Source organism: Sulfuriferula plumbiphila (assembly GCF_009938015.1).
Classification (GTDB): domain Bacteria; phylum Pseudomonadota; class Gammaproteobacteria; order Burkholderiales; family Sulfuriferulaceae; genus Sulfuriferula; species Sulfuriferula plumbiphila.
Genome location: NZ_AP021884.1, coordinates 2,767,591 through 2,788,748, shown reverse-complemented (window position 1 = coordinate 2,788,748; position 21,158 = coordinate 2,767,591). Strand labels below are relative to the sequence as shown.

The 21,158-nt window shown below is 59.4% G+C and carries 20 protein-coding genes; 10 read left to right on the top strand and 10 right to left on the bottom strand.

Annotation, left to right across the window (positions count from 1 at the left end):
- Nucleotides 1-116: 116 nt before the first annotated feature.
- The gene (locus tag GZH91_RS18300; protein WP_262982450.1) at nt 117-242 is read left to right on the top strand and encodes a hypothetical protein; all 126 of its coding nucleotides are present in this window, start codon (nt 117-119) and stop codon (nt 240-242) included.
- Nucleotides 243-266: 24 nt separating this feature from the next.
- On the opposite strand, the gene GZH91_RS14395 is transcribed toward GZH91_RS18300, so the two are convergent.
- Entirely contained in the window at nt 267-1,952 is a 1,686-nt protein-coding gene (locus GZH91_RS14395) for a glutamine--tRNA ligase/YqeY domain fusion protein (RefSeq protein WP_147070240.1), read from the bottom strand.
- Between the two features lie 549 nt (nt 1,953-2,501).
- Nucleotides 2,502-3,872: an oxygen-independent coproporphyrinogen III oxidase gene (gene hemN / locus GZH91_RS14390; RefSeq protein WP_147070242.1), complete on the bottom strand. Its 1,371-nt coding sequence runs from the start codon at nt 3,870-3,872 to the stop codon at nt 2,502-2,504.
- A gap of 209 nt (nt 3,873-4,081) precedes the next feature.
- On the opposite strand from hemN, the gene GZH91_RS14385 reads away from it, so the two are divergent.
- The 5 genes from GZH91_RS14385 to GZH91_RS14365 all read left to right on the top strand — a co-directional run bounded on the left by GZH91_RS14385 (nt 4,082) and on the right by GZH91_RS14365 (nt 8,592).
- Nucleotides 4,082-4,396, top strand: coding sequence for a hypothetical protein (locus tag GZH91_RS14385; RefSeq protein WP_147070244.1), 315 nt, complete (start codon nt 4,082-4,084; stop codon nt 4,394-4,396).
- A gap of 77 nt (nt 4,397-4,473) precedes the next feature.
- The gene (locus GZH91_RS14380) at nt 4,474-6,825 is read left to right on the top strand and encodes a TonB-dependent receptor (RefSeq protein ID WP_147070246.1); all 2,352 of its coding nucleotides are present in this window, start codon (nt 4,474-4,476) and stop codon (nt 6,823-6,825) included.
- 42 nt (nt 6,826-6,867) lie between these two features.
- Nucleotides 6,868-7,521, top strand: coding sequence for a MotA/TolQ/ExbB proton channel family protein (locus GZH91_RS14375; protein ID WP_147070248.1), 654 nt, complete (start codon nt 6,868-6,870; stop codon nt 7,519-7,521).
- A complete protein-coding gene (locus GZH91_RS14370; protein WP_147070250.1) occupies nt 7,518-7,919 on the top strand; it encodes an ExbD/TolR family protein in 402 nt (133 codons plus the stop codon). Before GZH91_RS14375 ends, GZH91_RS14370 begins: the two co-directional genes overlap by 4 nt.
- On the top strand, nt 7,912-8,592 hold the full coding sequence (locus GZH91_RS14365) for an energy transducer TonB (protein ID WP_147070252.1): 681 nt from the start codon (nt 7,912-7,914) through the stop codon (nt 8,590-8,592). The genes GZH91_RS14370 and GZH91_RS14365 overlap by 8 nt, the downstream gene beginning before the upstream one ends.
- 17 nt (nt 8,593-8,609) lie before the next feature.
- Here the strand turns inward: GZH91_RS14365 and vapC are convergent, their stop codons facing one another.
- From vapC to GZH91_RS14325, 8 genes are all read right to left on the bottom strand, one after another.
- A complete protein-coding gene (gene vapC, locus GZH91_RS14360; protein ID WP_147070254.1) occupies nt 8,610-9,011 on the bottom strand; it encodes a type II toxin-antitoxin system tRNA(fMet)-specific endonuclease VapC in 402 nt (133 codons plus the stop codon).
- Between the two features lie 5 nt (nt 9,012-9,016).
- Nucleotides 9,017-9,247: an antitoxin gene (locus tag GZH91_RS14355; RefSeq protein WP_147070255.1), complete on the bottom strand. Its 231-nt coding sequence runs from the start codon at nt 9,245-9,247 to the stop codon at nt 9,017-9,019.
- 151 nt (nt 9,248-9,398) lie between these two features.
- Nucleotides 9,399-11,366 (bottom strand): O-antigen ligase family protein, encoded by a 1,968-nt coding sequence (locus GZH91_RS14350; RefSeq protein WP_161984289.1) that lies wholly within the window; start codon nt 11,364-11,366, stop codon nt 9,399-9,401.
- A gap of 93 nt (nt 11,367-11,459) precedes the next feature.
- Complete coding sequence (locus GZH91_RS14345; protein WP_174861813.1) at nt 11,460-11,933, bottom strand: pilin; 474 nt, start codon at nt 11,931-11,933, stop codon at nt 11,460-11,462.
- 572 nt (nt 11,934-12,505) lie between these two features.
- Nucleotides 12,506-15,148 (bottom strand): EAL domain-containing protein, encoded by a 2,643-nt coding sequence (locus tag GZH91_RS14340; RefSeq protein WP_161984288.1) that lies wholly within the window; start codon nt 15,146-15,148, stop codon nt 12,506-12,508.
- Nucleotides 15,149-15,346: 198 nt separating this feature from the next.
- Nucleotides 15,347-16,585, bottom strand: coding sequence for an RNA polymerase factor sigma-54 (locus tag GZH91_RS14335; protein ID WP_147074920.1), 1,239 nt, complete (start codon nt 16,583-16,585; stop codon nt 15,347-15,349).
- Entirely contained in the window at nt 16,498-16,938 is a 441-nt protein-coding gene (locus GZH91_RS18515; protein ID WP_443098207.1) for a nucleotidyl transferase AbiEii/AbiGii toxin family protein, read from the bottom strand. The genes GZH91_RS14335 and GZH91_RS18515 overlap by 88 nt, the downstream gene beginning before the upstream one ends.
- 289 nt (nt 16,939-17,227) lie before the next feature.
- The gene (locus GZH91_RS14325) at nt 17,228-17,800 is read right to left on the bottom strand and encodes a thioredoxin fold domain-containing protein (RefSeq protein WP_147074921.1); all 573 of its coding nucleotides are present in this window, start codon (nt 17,798-17,800) and stop codon (nt 17,228-17,230) included.
- A 942-nt stretch (nt 17,801-18,742) separates the two neighbouring features.
- Here GZH91_RS14325 and GZH91_RS14320 point away from each other — a divergent pair.
- From GZH91_RS14320 to GZH91_RS14305, 4 genes are read left to right on the top strand one after another with little or no spacing between them, the layout of a single operon-like run.
- Complete coding sequence (locus GZH91_RS14320) at nt 18,743-19,111, top strand: NAD(P)/FAD-dependent oxidoreductase (protein ID WP_147074922.1); 369 nt, start codon at nt 18,743-18,745, stop codon at nt 19,109-19,111.
- Between the two features lie 26 nt (nt 19,112-19,137).
- Nucleotides 19,138-20,106 carry an HD-GYP domain-containing protein gene (locus GZH91_RS14315; RefSeq protein WP_147074923.1) on the top strand — a complete coding sequence of 323 codons (969 nt, stop codon included), beginning with the start codon at nt 19,138-19,140 and terminating at the stop codon, nt 20,104-20,106.
- Nucleotides 20,103-20,948, top strand: coding sequence for an RNA polymerase factor sigma-70 (locus GZH91_RS14310; RefSeq protein WP_179959072.1), 846 nt, complete (start codon nt 20,103-20,105; stop codon nt 20,946-20,948). Before GZH91_RS14315 ends, GZH91_RS14310 begins: the two co-directional genes overlap by 4 nt.
- Complete coding sequence (locus tag GZH91_RS14305; protein WP_147074924.1) at nt 20,942-21,136, top strand: zf-HC2 domain-containing protein; 195 nt, start codon at nt 20,942-20,944, stop codon at nt 21,134-21,136. The genes GZH91_RS14310 and GZH91_RS14305 overlap by 7 nt, the downstream gene beginning before the upstream one ends.
- The last annotated feature ends 22 nt before the right edge of the window (nt 21,137-21,158 follow it).

Here is a 21,158-nt window from a genome sequence, read left to right as displayed (position 1 = left end):
CGCTTTTGACCTGCTCGCCCGGAATCCCGCCCGTATGCAGGTTTTCGGTCTGCATCCAGTGCCGCATCCGCTCGGGATTGCCACCGGCCAGCACGTGAAGCGCGCGGTAACAGCGGATGAACAGCAGCACCAGTTCACCCGCCTTGCTGGTCGATGCCGCCCCGGCTGATGGCGGTGCGGTTCTTGCCAGTGACCTCGCCCAGGTCAGCCTGGCTCATCCCCAAGCGCTTGCAGGCAATTGATACCTTATCAATGCGCGCCAAAAGTTACCCTTGCTTCCCCCACGAATCCTTCAGCGTCACCGTGCGGTTGAACACCGGCTTGCCCGGCTGGCTGTCCACCCGGTCTGCGACGAAATAACCGTGGCGCTCGAACTGGAAGCTGTCCTCGGCTAACGCATCCCGGAGCGCCGGTTCCAGACAGGCGCTAATCACTGTTTTGGAATCCGGGTTGAGATCGAGCCTGTAATCCCTGTCCCCCGCGCCGGGGTGGGCGACGGCGAACAGACGGTCATACAGGCGTACTTCGGCCTGATAGGCGTGGGCGGCGGATACCCAGTGAATATTGCCCTTGACCTTGACGCTGTCCGAACCCGGCGTGCCGGATTTGGTATCCGGCAGATAGGTGCAGTGCACTGCAGTGATGTTGCCGTCGGTGTCCTTGTCGCAACCGCTGCATTCCACCACATAGCCGTAGCGCAGCCGCACCCGGTTGCCGGGGAACAGGCGGAAATAGCCCCTGGACGGCGTTTCCATGAAATCCTCGCGCTCGATCCACAATTCGCGCGACAACGGCACGGCGCGCTTGCCGAGTTCCGGTTGCAGCGGGTGGTTGGGGGCGAAGCAGTCTTCTGTCTGCCCTGCCGGGTAGTTATCGATCACCAGCCTGAGCGGATTGAGCACCGCGATGCGGCGTTGCGCGCGCAGATTCAAGTCTTCGCGCATGCAGTCTTCCAGCACGCTCATGTCGATCCACGAATCCGCCTTGGACACGCCGATGCGGTCGGTGAACAGGCGGAAACCCGCTGCGGTGAAGCCGCGCCGGCGCGCGCCCACCAGGGTCGGCATGCGCGGGTCATCCCAGCCATCGACATGAGCACCCTCCACCAGATCGATCAGCTTGCGCTTGGACAGCACCACATAGCTGAGGTTGAGGCGCGAGAACTCGATCTGCTGCGGATGCCAGCCGATCAGCGGTTGCAGCTGATCGAGCACCCAGTCGTAGAGCGGGCGGTGATCCTCGAATTCCAGCGTGCAGATGGAGTGGGTGATATGCTCGAGTGCGTCGGACACGCAGTGGGTGTAGTCGTACAGCGGGTAGATGCACCATTCGTTGCCGGTACGGTGATGTTCGGCGTGGCGGATGCGGTAGAGCACCGGGTCGCGCAGGTTGAAATTGGGCGAGGCCATGTCGATTTTGGCGCGCAGCACATGCGCGCCGTCGGCGAATTCGCCTGCTTTCATGCGCCGGAACAGGTCGAGATTTTCCGCCACGCCACGTTCGCGGTAGGGGCTGTTCTCGCCCGGCTCGATGTGGCTGCCGCGCAGGGCGCGCATTTCCTCCGCGCTCAGGCTGTCCACATAGGCGCGGCCCTGCTCGATCAGATATTCGGCAAAGGTATACAGCCTGGCGAAATAATCCGAGGCGAAATATTGATGCTCGCCCCAGTCGAAACCCAGCCAGCGCACCGCATCGAGGATGGCGTCCACATACTCCTGCTCCTCTTTTTCCGGGTTGGTGTCGTCGAAGCGCAGGTGGCACACCCCGCCGTAATCCCGCGCCAGACCGAAATTCAGGCAGATGGATTTGGCGTGGCCGTAGTGCAGATAGCCGTTCGGCTCGGGCGGAAAACGCGTGGCGACGCGGCCGCCCCATTTGTTGCTGGCGATGTCGTCGGCAATAATGTTGCGGATGAAATTGGACGCGGGAATTTTTTCGGCAGGTTCGGACATGTTCGAAGAGTCAGGGCTTTAATTATTTATAATTTTACCCGCTAATCCCGGTGGATTAACAATGCAACGACGCGATTTTCTGAACGGTGCAGGTGGGATTGGTTTGGCAGGCGGCGCCGCACTCGCCCCCGCAACTGGCGCAAGCGGCGGATTCGCCCGTAATTAAATGGCGTCAAGCTGCACGCCTTCCGCAAGGATGCCATGCGCGCCGCGCCGCATTTGCAGTCTACGACGAGGAATCCGCCAGAAATCCGGCATTCAGGGAAATCCATACTGAGTGGAAGCGATTGCGGGACAGCGAAATCCAGTGGTTCAAAGTCGCAGAAGCACCGTATCGGAATTCTCTCCACTATGTGAAGTAGTCAAGCGAGGAGACGATCCTGGGCAAATTTGCAATCGTTCTGTACGCCGCATTGCTGCACAGGGGCATGGATTTGAACCCGCCGACATCCACGGTTTCGCCACCCTGGTACCGATGGCGGATGCACGAAATCGTGCGCCTGCAACAGGCCGGCCATGCTTACCTGCGTTGATACGCCAGGTTGGCGCCTACACGGTACGTGAATAGCGCGGTGCGGCGCCCTGCGTCTGTTGCAGATAAGCGTCGAACGCCATGGCGATATTGCGCAGAAAAATCCGCCCGGTTTCGGTAACGCGCACCCTATCCGGGGTGATCTCCACCAGCCCGTCGGCGCACAGCGTCTGCAGTTCTGTCAGACTCTGCGCAAAGTAGGTGTCGAAATCCAGCCCCCATGCGTGTGCGAACGCAGCCTTGTCCAGTTCCAGGTCGCACATGATGCGGGTGATGGCATCGCGGCGAATCTTGTCGTCGTGGCTGATGCGCAGTCCGCGCTCGATGGGTAGCCCGCCTTGCGCCATGCTGGCGTGATAGTCCGCCAGGCGCTTGAAATTCTGCGCGTAAACCGCGTCGGTCTGGCTGATGGCCGAGGCGCCGAATGCCAGGATGTCGCAGTCGCGGTGGGTGGTGTAGCCCTGAAAGTTACGCCACAGCGTTTTCTGCTGCTGGGCGCGCACCAGTTCATCGTCGTGCCTGGCAAAATGGTCCATGCCGATATACACATAACCCGCTTCGGACAGACGGCGCTGGATCAGCTCCTGCAGACTGAGACGGGTGGCGAAATCAGGCAGGTCCGGCTCCTGAATGAGCTTCTGGTGTTTTTTGAGCCAGGGCACATGCGCATAGCCAAATACCGCCAGCCGGTCGGGAGACATGGCGAGGATTTCATCCAGCGTGGCGTTGAAGCCGGCCACGGTCTGGTGCGGCAATCCCACCATCAAATCCATGTTGATGCTGTTAAACCCCGCGCTGCGCATCCAGCCATACACCTGCCGGATCAGCGCCAGCGGTTGCAGCCGGTTCACCGCGCGCTGCACGCGCTCGTCGAGGTCTTGCACCCCCAGGCTGATGCGATTGAAGCCCGCCTGTTTGAGGGCCCCTACGTGCCCGCGGGAGAGCTCGCGCGGGTCAACTTCACAGCCGACCTCTGCGCCATCATCCACCCGGAAATGGCTGCGCAGATGGTGTGCCAGACGCAGGATATCGGCGGGCTTGAGGTAGGTGGGCGTGCCGCCCCCCCAGTGGATCTGGCGTACCACGCGTCCGCCACCGGCTACCTGGGCGCTGCGTTCGATTTCGTCGAACAACACCTCAAGATAGGCCGTCGCCTTGGTGTAATCCTGTGTCGCCACCATGTTGCAGCCGCAGTAGTAGCACAGGCTGTCGCAGAACGGGATATGCACATACAGCGAGAGATCGCGTCCGCTGGCCTGGGAGCGCACCAATTCAGCGCGCCAGCCGGTTTCGCTGAAGGCCGCGCTGAAGTAGGGCGCGGTAGGATAGGACGTATAGCGCGGGCCGGGCTTGCTGTATTTTTCCAGAAGTGCAAAGGATGCCTGCATGGTCAACTCCGATATCCGCTGAAAGATTCAATTTCCGGACGCTGTTTCTGACATTGTTGTAGCCGTTTATCCATGCTCATCTGTTTTATGCAACGCTGAAATTTTTGGCGAATGCTGAACTTGTCGAAACGCGCCCGGTCTGTTTGAGTGCAATTCCCTTCAATAAAATTGCATTTGATCCGAACCCGGCACACCTTTATAGTTAGCCCATGCAACTCAATTGCAAGCTAAAACCCACCAAGTTACGCCTGCGCAGCCTGCTGAATTTTTTCCTGGCCGTGTTGCTCTGCCTGCAGCTAGTGGCGCTTACCCAGCATCATCATGACCTGAGTTCCCGGCAGGATAACTGCCCTGCATGTAATCTTGCCAGCCATTTCTCGGGCGGCACGCCCACTATTGTGGCCACGCTGCCGATGGCAGCGCTCATCCTTGCTTACTGGATTGCGGCACATCCGGTTCGTGTCGTTTATCCTGTCCTGCGCCGTCATGTCCGGCCGCCTTCTCAAGCCCCTCCGTTAGCCTGAATCCACTGCTTTTTTCTGTGTAAGGCGCGCGCCTGGCAGCGTGCGCGTGTGGCATTTTGCTTACTGGAGTTTGGCTCATGAATCTTCGTTTATCCCGTATGGGCGCGGCGTTCGCCCTCGCATTTGCGGTCGCCGCACCGGCGCGCGCGGCTGCCATTCTACCCGGACAGATTGAAGGCCGGGTCAACGACACGCTGGGGCACGCCGTCGCCGCGGCCTCGGTCAGGCTGCAATCGCCCGATGGCAAAACCCTGGGCGTCACGCACAGCGATGCGCAAGGCCATTTCAGTTTCACCCGGCTGGCGCCAGGCATTTATGCGGTGGTGGTGGACAAGGCCGATTTTCAGACCGGCACCGACATCGTCACGTTGACCGCCGATGCGGGTAAAGCCAGCACCATTACCCTGGCCAGCACGCAGGCGCTGGAAGTAAGGGTGACGGCACGCAAACTGGATCGCGCGCGCAACGGTATCGCGGTGGATACCGGCAGCAGTAATTACCGCATCAGCGCCAGCGACGTGGCCGCGCTGCCGCAAGGCGCCGGCACGCCGCTCAACCAGGTGCTGTTGCAGGCGCCCGGCGTGGCGCAGGATTCCTACGGCCAGCTGCATATCCGCGGCGACCACGGCAATGTGCAGTACCGCATCAACGACATTATCGTGCCGGAGGCCATCACCGGCTTTGGCCAGTCGCTGGATACGCGCTTTGCCGAGAGCATCAATCTGCTCACCGGCGCGCTGCCGGCACAATATGGCTACCGCACTGCGGGCGTAGTGGATATCCACACCAAAAGCGGCGCGTTCGATAACGGCGGACGCATCGGCGTGACCGTAGGCAGCCGCAACACGCGCGAGCTGTCGGGCGAGGTGAGTGGGCATAATGGCAATCTGAATTACTACCTCAATGCCTCCACCCTCAAGAACGATCTCGGCATTGAAAGTCCCACCGCCGCGCGTAACGCCATCCACGACACCACGCACCAGAACAAGGGCTTTGGCTACTTCTCCTACCTGCTCAGCGACAGCGCACGGTTGAGCCTGATTCTGGGCAGTTCGGACAACAGGTTCCAGATTCCCAGCGTGCCCAACCAGACGCCGAATTACACGCTCAGCGGAGCCGCCAGCTACCCCTCGCAAAACCTGGACGAGCGCCAGCGCGAAACCACGCGCTACGGCATTCTTGCATTGCAAGGCACGCTGGGTGATAAATTCGATTACCAGATCGCGGCGTTCAGCCGTTATTCAAAGGTATTGTTCGAGCCGGATACCACGGGCGATCTCCTCTACACCGGGGTTGCCTCGCGCGTGCTGCGCACCAGCCAGGCCAATGGTCTGCAAGCCGATGGCAGCTATCATCTGAACTCCAGACATACTCTGCGCAGCGGTGTGTTCTTCAGCCAGGAGCACCTCAATAACAACAATGACGTGCTCACCTTCCCGGCCGACAGCGCCGGCAACCAGACCAGCAGCACGCCCTCCGGTTTTACCGACAACAACAGCAAAACCGCCAATCTGTACGGCGTCTACGCGCAGGACGAATGGAAAGCCAGCGCCAAGCTCACCATCAATTACGGCGCGCGCTTTGACCAGGTGAACGCCTACGTCACCGGTCACCAGTTGAGTCCGCGCCTGGGAGCGGTGTATCAGATCGACCCGCAGACCACCTTGCACGCAGGCTATGCGCGCTACTTCACGCCACCGCCCAACGAGCTGATCAGCGGCCAGACCGTGTCAAGTTTCCAGGGCACCACCAATGCGCCGCCGGGCACGCAGAATGATCCGGTCAAATCCGAATCTGCCGACTACTTCGACATCGGCATCAGTCACCAGCTCACGCCGCACCTCACCCTGGGACTGGACAGCTATTACAAAACGGTGAAAAACATGCTGGACGAAGGCCAGTTCGGCTCGGCCCTGCTGTATACGCCGTTCAATTACCGCCAGGGCAGGATTTACGGTGCCGAGCTGACCGCCAATTACCGCAGGGATAATTTCTCGGCGTATCTCAATCTTGCGCACTCCACCGCACTGGGCCGCGACATCGGCTCGGCCCAGTACAATTTCGATGCTGCCGAGCTGGCCTACATCGCCAATAACTGGGTGCATCCGGATCACGACCAGCGCATCACCGCCTCGTTCGGCACCGCGTATCGCTGGCGCGGCACCACTTACAGTGCCGACGCGCTGTATGGCAGCGGCCTGCGCAACGGCTTTGCCAACACCGGGCATCTGCCCGCGTATACCCAGGTCAACATCGCCGCCGCGCATACCTTCAGCGTGGCGCAACTGGGCAAACTCGAAGGCCGCGTGAGCATCCTCAACCTGTTCGACCGGAGCTACCAGATCCGCGACGGCAGCGGCATCGGCGTGGGCGCGCCGCAATACGGCCCGCGCCGCGCGGTCTACTTCAGTCTCGACAAATTTTTCTGATTAACCTGGGGCGGCCATGCTGCCCCGCACAGGAGGTGCCTCATGCAAGACCTACACGAAAGCTGGATCGCCATCAAACTCGGTGGCGTGATGATTTTTCCGCTGTCATTGCTGGCCGTGCTGGCACTTGCCATCATGCTGGAAAAAGCCGTGCTGTACTGGCGCTATGCGCGCCTCTCCGGCGAGCTGCTCGATCTGGTGGAAACCTACGGATTCGCCTGGGAGACGCTGGAACACAAGCTGACTGCGCTCAACCAGCGCAATTATTTCCGTCGCTTTTTCAGCGTGGTGCTGGCCAACCGCAGCCGTCCGGCATGGTGGACGGAATCGCGTGCCGCCGACGAGGCGCAGCTCATCGAAACCGCGCTGTCACGGCGCCTGTGGGTGCTGGAAACCATCGTCACCGCGGCCCCGTTGCTCGGGCTGATGGGCACTATCGGCGGCATGATGCACGCTTTCCAGCTGATCGGCGGGGCTGGCCTGGTCAACCCCACCGGCGTGACCGGCGGCGTGGCGCAGGCGCTGATTGCCACCGCGGTGGGCTTGCTCATCGCGCTGATTGCGCTGTTCGGCTTCAACTATTTCTCGCGCCTGCAGGCGCAAACCATGGATGAAATGGAACGCCTCGGCACGCGCCTGATCGACCACATCCGCCTTGACCAGCAGGAACACGGCTCGGCAGGAGCGCAGCCATGAAGCTGCGTAAAGCCAGGGTGCAGCGCAAGGGACGCATCGAAATCATCCCGATGATCGACGTGATGTTTTTTCTGCTGGCGACGTTCATGCTGGCGTCCCTGTCCATGCAGAGCCTCAACTCGCTCAAGGTCAACCTGCCGCAGGGCAAGGCGGAGCGCCTGAATAGCGAAACGCCGGTGACGCTCTCGGTCACCGCTGACGGCAAACTTTTCATCAACCGCGCGCCGGTCAGCCTGTCCACCCTCGCTGCCACATTGAAGCCGCTGCTGCGCAGCACCGAGGAAAACATCGTGGTATCGGCAGACAGCAAAGCCCCGCAAGGCGTGGTGGTACAGGCCATGCTGCACGCGCGCGCAGCCGGAGCGCAGCATTTCCTGATTGCCGTGGCGCATGAATAGCGCCGCTGTTTCTGACCCGCCTGTCCGGACAATGAATCCGTGGTGGCCGCTGCCCCTGGCGCTATTGCTGTGGGCGCTGATGCTGTGGGGGTTCGGCCTGTTTTTCGCCGCGCCCGCCAAGGTGGCGAGCAAAGCCCCTGCCCCGATCGACGCGCGCATCATCGAGTTGCCGCCGCCATCTCCGCCCAAGCCCAAGCCGGTCGTCACAGCGGAGAAGAGGGCACGCCCAGTGCCGGTGCGGCCCGCCCCGCAACCTGTGCAAACGCCCCCGCCTGCCCCGAAAGCGGCATTACCCACGCCACCCGCACCCCAGCCACCACCGCCTCAGGCCGAACCAGTCCCGGTTCCGCCACCGCCCAAACCGGAACCCAGTCCCAGTCCCAACACCAGCCAGGACGGCACCCAGCAAATGGGCGCGCGCGCCCTGTATCAACCGAAACCGAAACTACCGGAAGACCTGCGCGATGAAACCATCCACAGCGTGGTGATGGCACGCTTCCACATCAAACCCGACGGCAGCACGACGGTCGAGTTGACCCAGCCCGCCCCCAACCCGCGCGTCAACCAGCTGATTATGAATACCCTCAAAACCTGGCGCTTCTTCCCGGCAATCCAGGCCGGCAAACCGGTGGCGTCGGTGCAGGACGTGAAAGTGGCGATTGATGTGGAGTAGTTGGCGCGTGAATCCGTTTATTCCGCCGCCCAGTTTATCCAGTTCAGGTCGGGCACACGGGCAAATTCCAGGCCATTGTTCGTCACCAGCGTCGCCCCCAGTGCCAGAGCATGCGCCGCAATTTGTGTATCCAGCGGGCCAATGGGAGTGCCCGACCGTTCAAGCGTGTAGCGCAGCGTGCCATAGGCCTGCGCTGCGCTTACGTCGAAGTCGGCGATTTCCAGTGGCTCCAGGAATTGCTGCAACGCAGTCAGATTTCTGGCTGAGCCGCTTTTGGCAACGCCAAAATACAGTTCAGCCACGCTGATGCTGGATATGCCTATCCCTGCCGTTTCATGAGCACGCAGATGTGTGAGTACCTGTGCGGGCCGATTCTTGATGGCGTAGATGCAGATGTTGGTGTCGAGCATGTAATGCATACGATTTACCAGGGATCGCGCGTGTCGGCAGTATCGGGTTGTTCCCGCTCGGGAAACGACTCGAACTGATCCAATGCGGCAATCAGCTGTTCAATCGACGGGCGTTTGGGTGGGCGTAGTATCACAGCATCTCCGACGCGCTCAATTAACACTTCCTGCACACCTTCAAAACGAAAGGCCTTGGGCAGGCGCACAGCCTGGCTGCGGCCATTGATGAACAATTTGGCGGTTTGCATAGTCACCTCAATAGAAAATTGATATATACCGAATATATACCATCAGCTTTCGATTGCCAAACCTGTGAGCAATATCGAGTACGCCCGCATGCGCCGGGATCGGCTCAGGTACAAGCCGATCCCGGCAGCAGTTCAATAGCAGACCAGGTGGTCAGGGCTGATGACGCAGTGTTGCGGCAATACTTGCCAGGCGTGCATCAATATTCTCGCTGAAGTGGGCAGGCAGTATCAGCGGCTTGCCGGTTTCCGAATCCGAACGCACATTCCTGAGCTGCTTTTCTATTGCATCCAGTTCGGCAATTTTTTGCGGTGCAGCCAGCTGGCGCAGACTTTCAACCACGACAAGCTGTTGATCGCGGCGGCTGAGTACATGCCCCCATGCAGCGCGCAGCACCTGCTGGGCTTGCTGCTTATGGCCCTCAGCCAGGTCCAGTCGCGACAGCGCTATCATGCTGTCTGCATGGTAGGGGTCCGTGCGCAGGTTCTGCACCAGGATGCTGCGGGCACGCTGTAACGCAATACCCGGTTCCAGCAGATCGCGATACTCAATCAGAATGCGTGCTTCACGCACCCCTTGGGTGGGATTGTTGGCGGTTTGTGCGCGGATCAGTTCGTAACGCTGGAGGGTTTCCTCCAGCACTGCGCGCTGGAAATTGCCCCCAACCATGCTGATGCCGTCGCTGTCTTTCAGGGCATGTTCGCTGGCACGCAACATTATCTCCTGCGCGATGCCCGAACTCGGCCGGATGGCGGTAATGAGTTTGGCAATCGCGTAAGGGTTAGCCGTTGTCCACACGGTGCGCAGCACCGTCAGGCCAGGTTGCGAGCCGGTCAAGGTGGTTTGCGCCAGCAATTGAAGCAACAGCGGGCCAGCCAGCAGCAGCGCGATGAAACTGGCAAGGATGGCTTTGGTGACGCGCCCGATTTGCGCAAATCCGCCAAGCTGAACACTGCCAATGCCAGATGGCGTGATGAGTTGAACGGCACGTGCCACAAACAGGCCAGCCAAAATGTTCATGAAGGCGAAATAAAAAATGAAATTCAAGCTGGCATGAATGAACAGGGCGAGGCTGCCGAGCAGCAGCCCGGTGGCCTCCAGTGCATGGGGATTTTCTTTGCGGGCCAGGCTGCGCTTCAATTGCAGCAGCAAACCCGCGGCGATGCCAAGCATCAGCACCAGCGCCGGAATGCCGCCCTCTGCCGCGAGTTGCACATAATCATTGTGTGCATAAAATCCGGACGTGCTGTTTTCGCGCGGATCGCGGTAGGCGGGATACTGGGCGGCGAAAGTGCCCCAGCCGGTGCCGGTGAGCGGGTGATCCAGCGCGATCCGTGCGGCAGATTTCCACATCATCAGGCGCGCATTAGTGGAAACATCCTCTTTCAAGTCGAGGGTGCGATGGCTCACGTTCAAGCCCAGCACGTTGGCTGCACCCAGGTAACCGACCAGTGCAATGACCAGGACGGCCAGCACAGCCCGCCTGTTACGCGTGGCGCGAAATCCGGCCCATAACACCCATGGCATCAGCACCATCCAGGTCAAAGTCGCGCCGCGTGATTCAGTGGCGAACAAGGCCAGGCTGACCAGCAGCAAGCCCATGGCCGGCACGATCAGGCGTGCATGAATACCTTTGTGGTGCATTTTCCGGATGAAGTGAACGACGGCAGGGAACCAGAACAGGTTCATCAGTGCTGCGAAAGCGTTGGTGTCCACCAGCGGCCCCACCGGATGACCATAGCCATAGCCAGTGACCACCTGTCCCAAACCCCACAGTGCCAGCGCCGGACCGGCCAGCAGGAAGGCAGGGCGTAAAGCGTTCCAGATTTTGTCCGGGTTGGGGGTCATCCCCCAGGCGAGGTAAGCGATAGGCAGTCCGGCCAGCACCCATGCGGTGAGCCAGCTGACATTGGGTGTGGTGCTCCACCACACCACTATGCCCAGCCAGCCCAGATAAGCCAGCATCCATCTGCTGAGGGGATAACGAATCCATATTCGGGTGACCATGGCTTGCCGCAATCCCACGCCCAGCCAGGTAAGCAACAGCAGCCCGGTCAGCGCAGTACCGATAAAAAGGAACCCGGATGCGATGGCGGTAACGATGAGTAAGTAAGCGATCACGTTGGTTGGCGTTTTTGTGTGCATTAAATTAACTGGGTCAGGTAAAGTAAAAAGCCGCCCAAGGGCGGCTTTTTACTCATGCACCTGACAAATTTAGCAGTATGGGCCACCTGAAGCGGTAAGGCATGTGCCGCCTTTAGTCCAAGAAATAGCGTTAGAAGTCCCCGCCGCCCCTGGAGCACCTGTCAATGTGTAGTTCAGTCCATTCAAGACCGTATCATTAGACTTGGCAATCATCGTAATAGTCACGGCTGTATTGCTTGCTGCAGTTACACCGGATCCAACGTCTACGGTTGTTGGATTTGACCCGGCAGTGGCGATTAGCGCGGGAACACCATTTGAACCTGCAGCACAGTTGCCAAGAGCGCCTTGTTCTTGATAACAAGTTTCTACCGCAAGTTTGACAGAGGAAGCGCCTTGAACGATTTCCGTAAATTTAGCTTTGCGCGTGTAGTTCTGATAACTGGGAATCGCGATGGCGGCCAAAATACCGATAATCGCCACGACGATCATCAATTCGATCAGTGTGAAGCCGGCCTGGGATTTGTTGATGCGAACTTCAGACATGTTCATGTTAAGTCTCCTGAGTGGTTGAGCGGACAAAACACCGTAGTGTTTGGCGGGGGTAGCCGCAATAGCTGTGCCAGCTTGATTTTGCGCTGGGCGATTTCTTGCCGGAGTTGCTGGCAGGCTGCAAAATACACAAAAACAGCCTTGTTTATTAAATGCCTAATCTGTTTTAACGGTGTATCAAATTTTTATTTCAGGCGTGCGTATCGTTATGGTTTGTGATCGGCGCAGTGATTATCCAGGGCGGAAAGTGACATTCTGCGGCAGGTTCGTTATTGGTTGGGGCGGTAAACTGGCTGGTGTTCCCCCATGGTCATTCATTCCACGGATTCACTGCCACCAAATCTGTGAACTCAAAATCCTTCCCGCCTCGCCGTCAGTCGCGACACGAACCCAGGGGCAGGTACCGGCATCGCATGCATCAAGAGTTGAATCATCGGCGTTAATCGGCTTTCATCTGCGTCCGATAGCCGTTTTAGGATTGCTCAGTGCACCGCGCTGGCGGATCGACAGCACGGTCGAACCGCGTCGCGTCAGGCAGCGGGATTCCATCAAGGATGGCTCCCAGGTCAGTCGCGACCGGAACCGGAATTCCGAGCATTCTGCAGCAGCGGGAGAATTTCCTCCGCCGGCAGCGGTTTGCTGAAAAAATAGCCTTGCATGGCATCGCAGCCGCGTTCGAGCAGGAAGTCGAACTGCTCCTGTGTTTCCACTCCTTCGGCCACTACCCTGAGGCGCAGGCTGTGGGCCATGGCGATGATGGCGGACACGATCGCCGCGTCATCCGGGTCGGTCGTAATATCCCCCACGAAGGATTTGTCGATCTTGATGGTGTCGATGGGCAGGCGCTTGAGATAGCTTAAGCTCGAATAGCCGGTGCCGAAATCGTCGATGAAGATGCGCATTCCCTTTGCGCTCAACGCCTGCAAAATATGGGCCGCCGTCGACAGGTTTTGCATCAGGATGCTTTCGGTAATCTCCAATTCCAGGCAGGATGGATCCACTCCCGTTTCCGCCAGCACCCGCTCTATGGTTTCAACCAAATCGTGCACTCCGCCAGCTTCATCCGAAGGCGGTCTCCCCTCTGTTTCACCGCTGGCCGAGAACTGCCTGAACTGGCGCGCCGACAGGTTCACCGCCACCGGGAGAAGGGGCATCCCTTCCCCTTGCCAGGCCTTGATCTGCAAACACGCAGTACGCAAGACCCATTCGCCGATCGGGACGATCAGGCCGGTTTCCTCCGCCAGGGGAACAAACTGGTCGGGCGGGATCATGCCTCTGACCGGATGTGCCCAGCGCAGCAGCGCCTCCAGCCCGATCACGGTCCCGCTCGCGAGATCCACCTTGGGCTGGTAGTAAAGCCGCAACTCGTCACGTTCCAGGGCCCTGCGCAAACTGTTCTCCAGGGTGAGCCGCTCCGACGACAGATTTTCCAGCTCGGGCCGGTAGAACTGATATCCCAGGCCTTGTTCCTTGGCCTGGTACATGGCGCTATCGGCGCACCGGATGAGGTTGCCCGCATCGATGGCGTCGGAAGGGTAGAAGGCGATGCCGATGCTGGCGGAGACGAACACCTCGTGATTTTCCAGCTGAAAGACATGAGCGAAGGCATCCATGATCTTTTGGGCGACGGAGGAGGCGTCCTGTCTCCCGGAAAGCCCCTGCAGCATCACCACGAATTCGTCTCCCCCTTGGCGGGCCAGTATGTCGTCGCCCTTGCGGAAACAGCCGGCGAGCCGCTTGGCCACCATCAGCAGTAGCTTGTCGCCCAGCGCATGGCCAAAGGTGTCGTTGATCAGCTTGAAGCGGTCCAGGTCGAGAAACAATACTGCCACACGCTCTCCGTTCAGCGCCGCCTCGTCCAGGCTGATTTCGAGGCGTTCCTGGAAGAATTTCCGGTTGGGAAGATTGGTCAGCGGATCGTGATTGGCCAAGTGCATCAACTGGCGTTCGAACTGCTTGCGCTCGGTCAGGTCGCGCAGCACATAGGTGATGAAACGTCCCGCGGACCCTTCGAAGACGCTGCTGGATCCCTCCACCATGAAAATGGCGCCGTCGCGGCGGCGTCCCTGGGTTTCCCACACCCGGGTATGCTGCAATCCTTCATCCAGTCGGCAGCACAGCGGTTCCGGCAGCACCGTCCCGATCGGCCGCTGCAGCGCCTGGTTGCGGCGATAGCCGAACATGCGTTCCGCCGCCCGGTTGAAATAGGCGATTTTCCCCTGGGGATCGGTCATGATGATTCCGTCGTGGGCGGTTTCCGCCAGGTCCCGGAAACGGCGCTCGGATTCCAGCGCGGCGGCGCGCAACTTTTCCTCTTCGGTGAGATCCTCCACGATCAAAAGGAGCCGGGCTTCTTCTTCTTCTTCTTCTTCTTCCGCAAGCCGGATTCCAGTCAGCGTCACGCGCACCGGTTTGCGCTCATCGCCGTCCGCCGGACCCATGCTGAAAAGCACGTCATGCTGGGCGGCTCCGGTGGCCAGGACTTCGAGCGCCCGCCCCCGCAGCCCGTCGGCCGCGAGCACCTCCATCAGATAACGGCCGCGCACAGCTTCCTCGGTGAACCCGAACCGCTCCAGGAAGGCCCGGTTGGCGGACAAAACGGCGAGATCGGAGGAGAGCACCAGCAGTCCGTCGGGAATGCTGGCGAACACGATGTCGGCATACTCTTTGAGCGTCAGGATGGTTTGCCGGTCGGCCTGGATATAGGTGTCGATGGCCAGCCCCATGTCCAGCAGAACGATCTTGATCAGTGACTGCACGGTAACGACAAAGGCCTCGGGGTCTTTCCCGAGCCGCTGCCACAGTTCAGGGAGCAAGCCCGCCAGGTACTTGCTGTAGGCCCCCAGATACCATTCCGGCGCCAGGCCGACGCGCTGGTGGGCCACGCCCACGCGCAGGCGGTGGAGGATATACTCGGGGCCGTAGTCCCCCGCGGTCAGGCTGTCGAAGTACACCGCCTGGGTGCGCTTCAAGCGCTCCAGCGTTTGCGCGTCGGGCAACAGCGCCCGTGTTTCCTCGAAAGCCAGGAGATGGTCGTAAAAGGCGTTGGCGAAATCCGGCGCCAGGGTCTGCATGGCTTCGTGCAGCGCCCGCAACCGCGCGACGTCGTCATCGGTGAATTCCAGAAAGGCCTTGCGCCGGACGACCGCGGCATCGTCCAGTCCAAGCGCCCGCATCACGGCCTCGACGGTCTCCTCCAGAGGCTTCATATTTCCGGACCTCGCCGTAAGCCAGGAAAGGGAGATGAAACCATCGTCAGGCTTGCTTGCTTGCTTGCTTGCGCAAGATTTCTTCCATATCACGTCACCGAACCTTATGGTTGTTCTTGTTCATTCTTTGCACCCGAAATCGGCCCGGATAGTGCACCGGATGGTGTGCATGATATATCGGCGGGTTGCGCATTTCCTTTAAGGGCTCATGCGGTTACACGGCGGGGACACGCCGAACGTCTCGCAAAATACCTGGTACAACTCCCGCTCCACCACGCGCCAGTCTGCACTGATCAGGCGAAACCGCACCTGCGCGGCGCCGCCGGCCACGTGGCGATACAGCAGCGCATTAGCGCTGCTGCCGCGCAGGTGATCGCCGAGGCGCTTGCGCAAATCACCGGCCGAGCCGATGTAGACCACGCCGTGCGGCACTGGCGGCACACTTTTCCCTGGGCAGGCTTCCTTTTCTCCCCCGACGGAGGAAGCGCAAACCGTCCGGATCTCATACACGCCCGGATGGGCCGGAACCGTTGTGCGCAGCGCCTGAGCGGTGAGCGGCAGCAGGGCGGAGAAGCCCTCCGTAGCGGCCAGATAATCCGTGCCCTGGCTGCGCCTCTTGTAATCGGGAATCGCCAGGTCATGCCGGATGTTTGCCACCGTGCGCCGCGACAAGCGGATGCCATGTTCCCGCTCAAGGATGGCGGCGATGGCCTCGTCCGTCAGCGGTTCCCGCAATAACCCTTTGGCCATCCATGTTTTTTCTTCTTTTATCATATGATCCACGAAATGGCAATGCACCTGCCGTGGCTTCGGGAACAGGGTGTTTAACGGCACCACCTTGCCGTTTGGCAGCATGATCGTCAGTCCGCGCACCAGCCGGGAAATCCGGCCCGCATCCGCCACCACGGAAAGATTCGACTCCGACCGCAGCCGGGCGGAAATGGTCGCCTGGGTCAAGGGAAGGAGCGCCAAGCCCTGTCCGGAGCGCAGATACGCCGCCTGCGCTGCCAGCACCGCCTGCATCAGCGCGTGGGTGAGGCGGTTCCGGGTATTGATGAGGCGCAACCTGCGCAACGTTCTTGCCAGCGCTGCGGGAGCGCCCGCGCGCACCATCAGGCAGTTCACCCCCTCCTCATCGAACCGGTATTCCCGCGCGAAGCTGTCGCGGCGGTAGAGGAACATCAGGCCCCGGTCCGCCTCGAGAACTTCTCCCAGGATCGGGGATGCCCGGGTTTGGGGGGTGTCGGCCGCATCATGCGCCACCCGCGCGCCTTCCAATCGACCCACGCTCACCCAGGGGCGCAGGGCGGTAAAGCCGGCGGAGGACTCCACCTGGGCCGCGAGACGGTCTACCGCCCGCAGCGGCAACTCCAGAAAGCGGGCGAGCACGATTTTACCGAGCAGGGCGGCATCAATCTTATTGTTATGGTGTTGCAAATGATATTACGCCGACAAAACGTTTTTTTGTTCTTAAAGGTTGCCCTATTATAGGGGATGGAAGCCCCTTCCTGCTCATCCCGCAACGCTGGCGGACTGTTGTGGCCGGCAAGGCAGGTGACGCGGCACTCGACCAATGCCTCATCGCGCGGCGTTGTCCAGGGAAGGTAAGCGACATCGATGTCGACGGACAGTCGCGGCATGTCCTGAACGAAAAGATTGATCGCCGTGCCGCCCTTCATCGCAAAAATGTCGTTGGCGAAAACGTCGGGTGCTAGGAGCCTGTCGGACTTGAAGAATCGTAGCGAAAATTTGGCTGGGCGAGGACAGATTTTGTCGATTTTGCAGGCCAATAGTCGTTCTATTGACCAAAAAAGCGGCGAAATATGTACCGTCCAGACGGATTTGCAGCCGATTTCCTTTAAGTCCGACAGGCTCCTAGGACAGGAGGCGCACCTTTTGTGCGTAAACCTTATCCCTTGACTAAGGTGAGGGGGACTATGAAGTCGTCATGTTCCCGGAAAGCGACAAGCGCTGCCGTGACGATCCAGATAACAATAATGACGGCTGCAGCGGCGCGACCGACGGGCTTGCCGTTCAATCAAAACGTTAATTGTTGAAATAATCCGCTGCAGCGCCGACTCATTTGACGAGACGCAGCATTTCACCGAGTTTGTCGGGCGGTAGCGATCCCACCATCAACTGTGCCTGGCCATCCCGAGCGCGAAACGCCATCACTGGAATGCCCCACAGCCGCGCCTGGTGCATGAGCGAGAGATTGGTGTTCAGTGCCCGCAGCACCGGGCCGCCCGGATGGCTGAGGGGGGGAATCCCGCCTCCCGGACCGGCACCAAAACCGTAGTCATCCTCGTTGGTGTGGAAAGCCTTGCGGCGGTCTTTCGCAGCCAGTATGGCGGCAGCCTTGCCCAGGCTGCTTTGGCTGAGGAAACCCACCGGAATCCAGCGGAATTCCAGCCCCTCCTTGCCCACGAACTTGCGCGTGGCCTGATAAAGCTTGTGGCAATAGGGACAATTGGGGTCGAAAAAAATATAGACGATGCGCGGGCCTGCGCCTTCCTGGATCCACTTGGCCGCGTGTAGGGACGTCAGCAGGGTTTCCGCCCTGGCAGCGTCGGCATTGGCCGCCCAGGACGGGCTGAGCCCCAGGAAAAAGGCGATGAAAATCGCCAGGCTATGCCGAATGAGTGTGTTCATGGAAGGAATATCTCCGGATCATCATGGCCGTTTATGGACGCAACCCAGGCGATGGCGCAGGGTTTGCGATTCTTGACGACTTCTAGTCCGCGGGGAGGACCGCGACACCGATGGCGGCTTCGGTGCAGGACCGCACCCTGTTTGGGTATCCATGCTAGGGAATCTCAGAACCAATGAAACATCCAGTGGCCTATTGCTGCTATTGCAACAATGACAACAAGCCACATCATCGGCTTTTCATGGACGCACACTCCAGACTTGGTTCCGCAGGTACCGTTCATTTGCATATCATCGACATTTTAATTTCCTTATGTAAATGGATATAAAACAACTAGGGTAACCATCAGTCGAATCTCCAGATAAATCCTTACAAAAAAATTGCCACTTCAGGCGTGGGTGCATGGATAGCGGGTTGTGCATTGTTGATTAACATACAGACCCACTCTGCACCATTCACTTACTCGCCCGATGCCCCATAACCCAAATGCCGCTCACCGGCGCCGCATCCACCTGCGCCACCTCAGTCCGATTCTCGTGATACTCCCTCAGCCATCATTTCGGGTCGAGTAACGAGGCTAGTCTTCAGCGCGGTATGAGCGATGGAAGGAAGGCGGCATCGTCTCGGATAGCAGCCGTATTGTTTTGGCAATTACCTGCTGCGCATTCGACACTCGGAATGAGACGATGTCTGCGACCATGCCGCGCCAGAAAAGCGACTGGAACCCCATGCAAGGTTCCGGTCACCACTGTGTCAGATTGGGATGGCCAGCGCATCCAGTGTAATAAACAAAGGGGAAGTTCCGACGTAAGACAATATCAGGTACGACTTCGGAGAAAGACGTGGCAAAGAAAGTACTGCTTGGCTTGCACGTCAGCACCCATTTATCGTGCCGGAGATGAAACCGTTTCCAGTACAGCGCGGTTTCACACCGAATAGCACGGATGGATGACTCCTGCTGGTTGCGTGTGTCCAGACTGGCACTGGATCGGGATGGTTATATCGCAGTGAGTGCTGCCCACCGCAGCACATCCCATCCCGAGGTGTTTGCCGCGGGTGACGTGTGCGGGCGAGTCGATCTGGCGCTGTCTCGTTCCGGTGTTCACGCCGTGCGCGCGGGACCGGTGTTGGCACACAACCTGCTGGCGGCGCTGGAGGGGCGCGATTTACACACCCATAAGCCACGGCCGCGCTCGCTTTGCCTGTTGGCGACGGGGCCGGCATGCCATCGCATCCTGGGGGGACTGGAGCGCCCAAGGTGCGTGGGTTTGGCACTGGAAAAACCTTATCGACAGACGCTTTGTGCGCCGTAATATGGTTTTGGCAGGAGGGCAATACCATGAAGCCGACTGAATACATCGCCCAATGGTTGCATCTGGCGGATTGCCCCGACGGTGAGCGACAGGCGCAGCAGCATTTTGGGCAGTTGCTGGCCAGCCTGTTCGTCATGGCCTGGTTTGTCGAAGCACGCGATCCCTACACCGGCGGGCACTTGTGGCGGGTATCTCGTTACGCCCGCTTGCTGGCCGAAGCCGTCGGCCTCGATCACGCCGAGGCGGCGCGCATCAGTCTCGGCGGGTTTCTGCATGATCTGGGAAAAATTGGCGTACCCGATGCCATCTTGCGCAAGACCGCCCGTTTGAGTGATGAGGAATACGCGGTGATCAAAACGCATCCTGACTTGGGAAAACGCATGCTCGCCGGGCACCCCCTGGCGGAACTGGTTCGACATGCGCTACACAGTCACCATGAGCGTCTGGACGGAACGGGCTATCCGCGTGGCTTGCGGGATGACATGATCCCGCTGGAGGCGCGTATCGTCAGCATATGTGATGCCTTCGATGCCATGACCAGCAGCCGGCCTTACCGGACTGGCATGCCGCGAGAGAAAGCGTTAGCGATCATTGGCGACAATCTCGGGCTGCAGTTCGACCGCCGGTATGGGGCGCAGTTTATTGCCTTGGGGCACGCAGGCCACCTCGATCACATTCAGGGGCATAGTGATGACGGCATCCCGCTGCAAACCTGTCCAATGTGCGGTCCTACCCTGGTGTTGCGACGTGAACAGCAGGCGGGCGAGCATATTTTCTGCCGCAATTGCGGCGGGGAGTTCAGCCTGGAGGAAAGCGCCAGCGGTTTGGTGGTTGCGCCAACCGGACGTGTTGGCAGCGCTGAGGATTTGGAGCCAGTTGCCGATGAGGCATTGATTGCTCGAGTGGTTGAGGCCTCAATACAGGCGATGGACATCCCGGCCTTGTTGCAGCCGCCGCCGTTGCAGTCACTGCCTACGTCAGGAGGCGGCCTGTGAGTTCGTTATTCAGAACAGCCACCCGCCCGCACATCGTCAAGAGCGCACTCAAGGTGGCCGTGGTCGTCGGGACGGTACTGAACCTGATTAATCAGGGTGAGCGTAAACTGAGCGTCGAATCGATCGCATGGATGCATGCGATCTTGAATTACTTCGTGCCGTTCTGTGTATCCAGTTATAGCGCGGCCAAAAACGAAATGGCGAGGGGAAACAATGTAATGAGCACTGAGACGGGGCGCGACGCGTTGTTGCCGGAAACCCTGTTTAATGACGGTGTTTTCATCGATGATTTGCGCCGCCAGATGGTCAAATTTGCCAGCCTGCAGCTGAATGATGCCTGTCTGGCGGAAGATGCCGTGCAGGAGGCGCTTGTCGGCGCACTGATCAACGCGAATGGCTTTGCGGGGCGGTCGGCGCTGAAAACCTGGGTGTTCGCCATTCTGAAAAACAAGATTGCCGACGTATTGCGACAAAAGAAGCGTCTGGTCAATGCCAGCAGTTTGCTGCGGGAAGATGATGAGAGCGAAGATTTCACAGATCTTCTGTTTGATCAGAACGGGTTTTGGCAACCGGATGAGCGGCCTGTTCCTTGGGGTAATCCTGAGGCCTCCTTCCAGCAACAACAATTCTGGACGGTGTTCGAAGCCTGCCTTGACGGCTTACCGGCCAAACAGGCACGGGTCTTCATGATGCGTGAATTTGTCGAACTGGAGACTGATGAAATCTGCGCGGCGGCCGGCATCACGGTCAGCAATCTGTTTGTGATGCTGCACCGTGCCCGCTTGCGATTGCAGGAGTGTCTGGAGAACAAATGGTATTCAAACGGAGAGCGATCATGTTGAACTGTCAGGAAGTCACCCGCCTGGTTTCCGAGTCGCAGGAGCGCTCGCTCACGCTGCGCGAGAAGATGTCCCTGCGAACGCATGTAATGATGTGCTCGGGCTGCCGCAATTATGAGAAAAACATGATGTCATTGCGGTTGACGGCGAGAGCGTTTGCGAAAGGGGCGGACGAGCGCGTAAAAAAATGAACCCATGCCTCGGGTCGTGCGG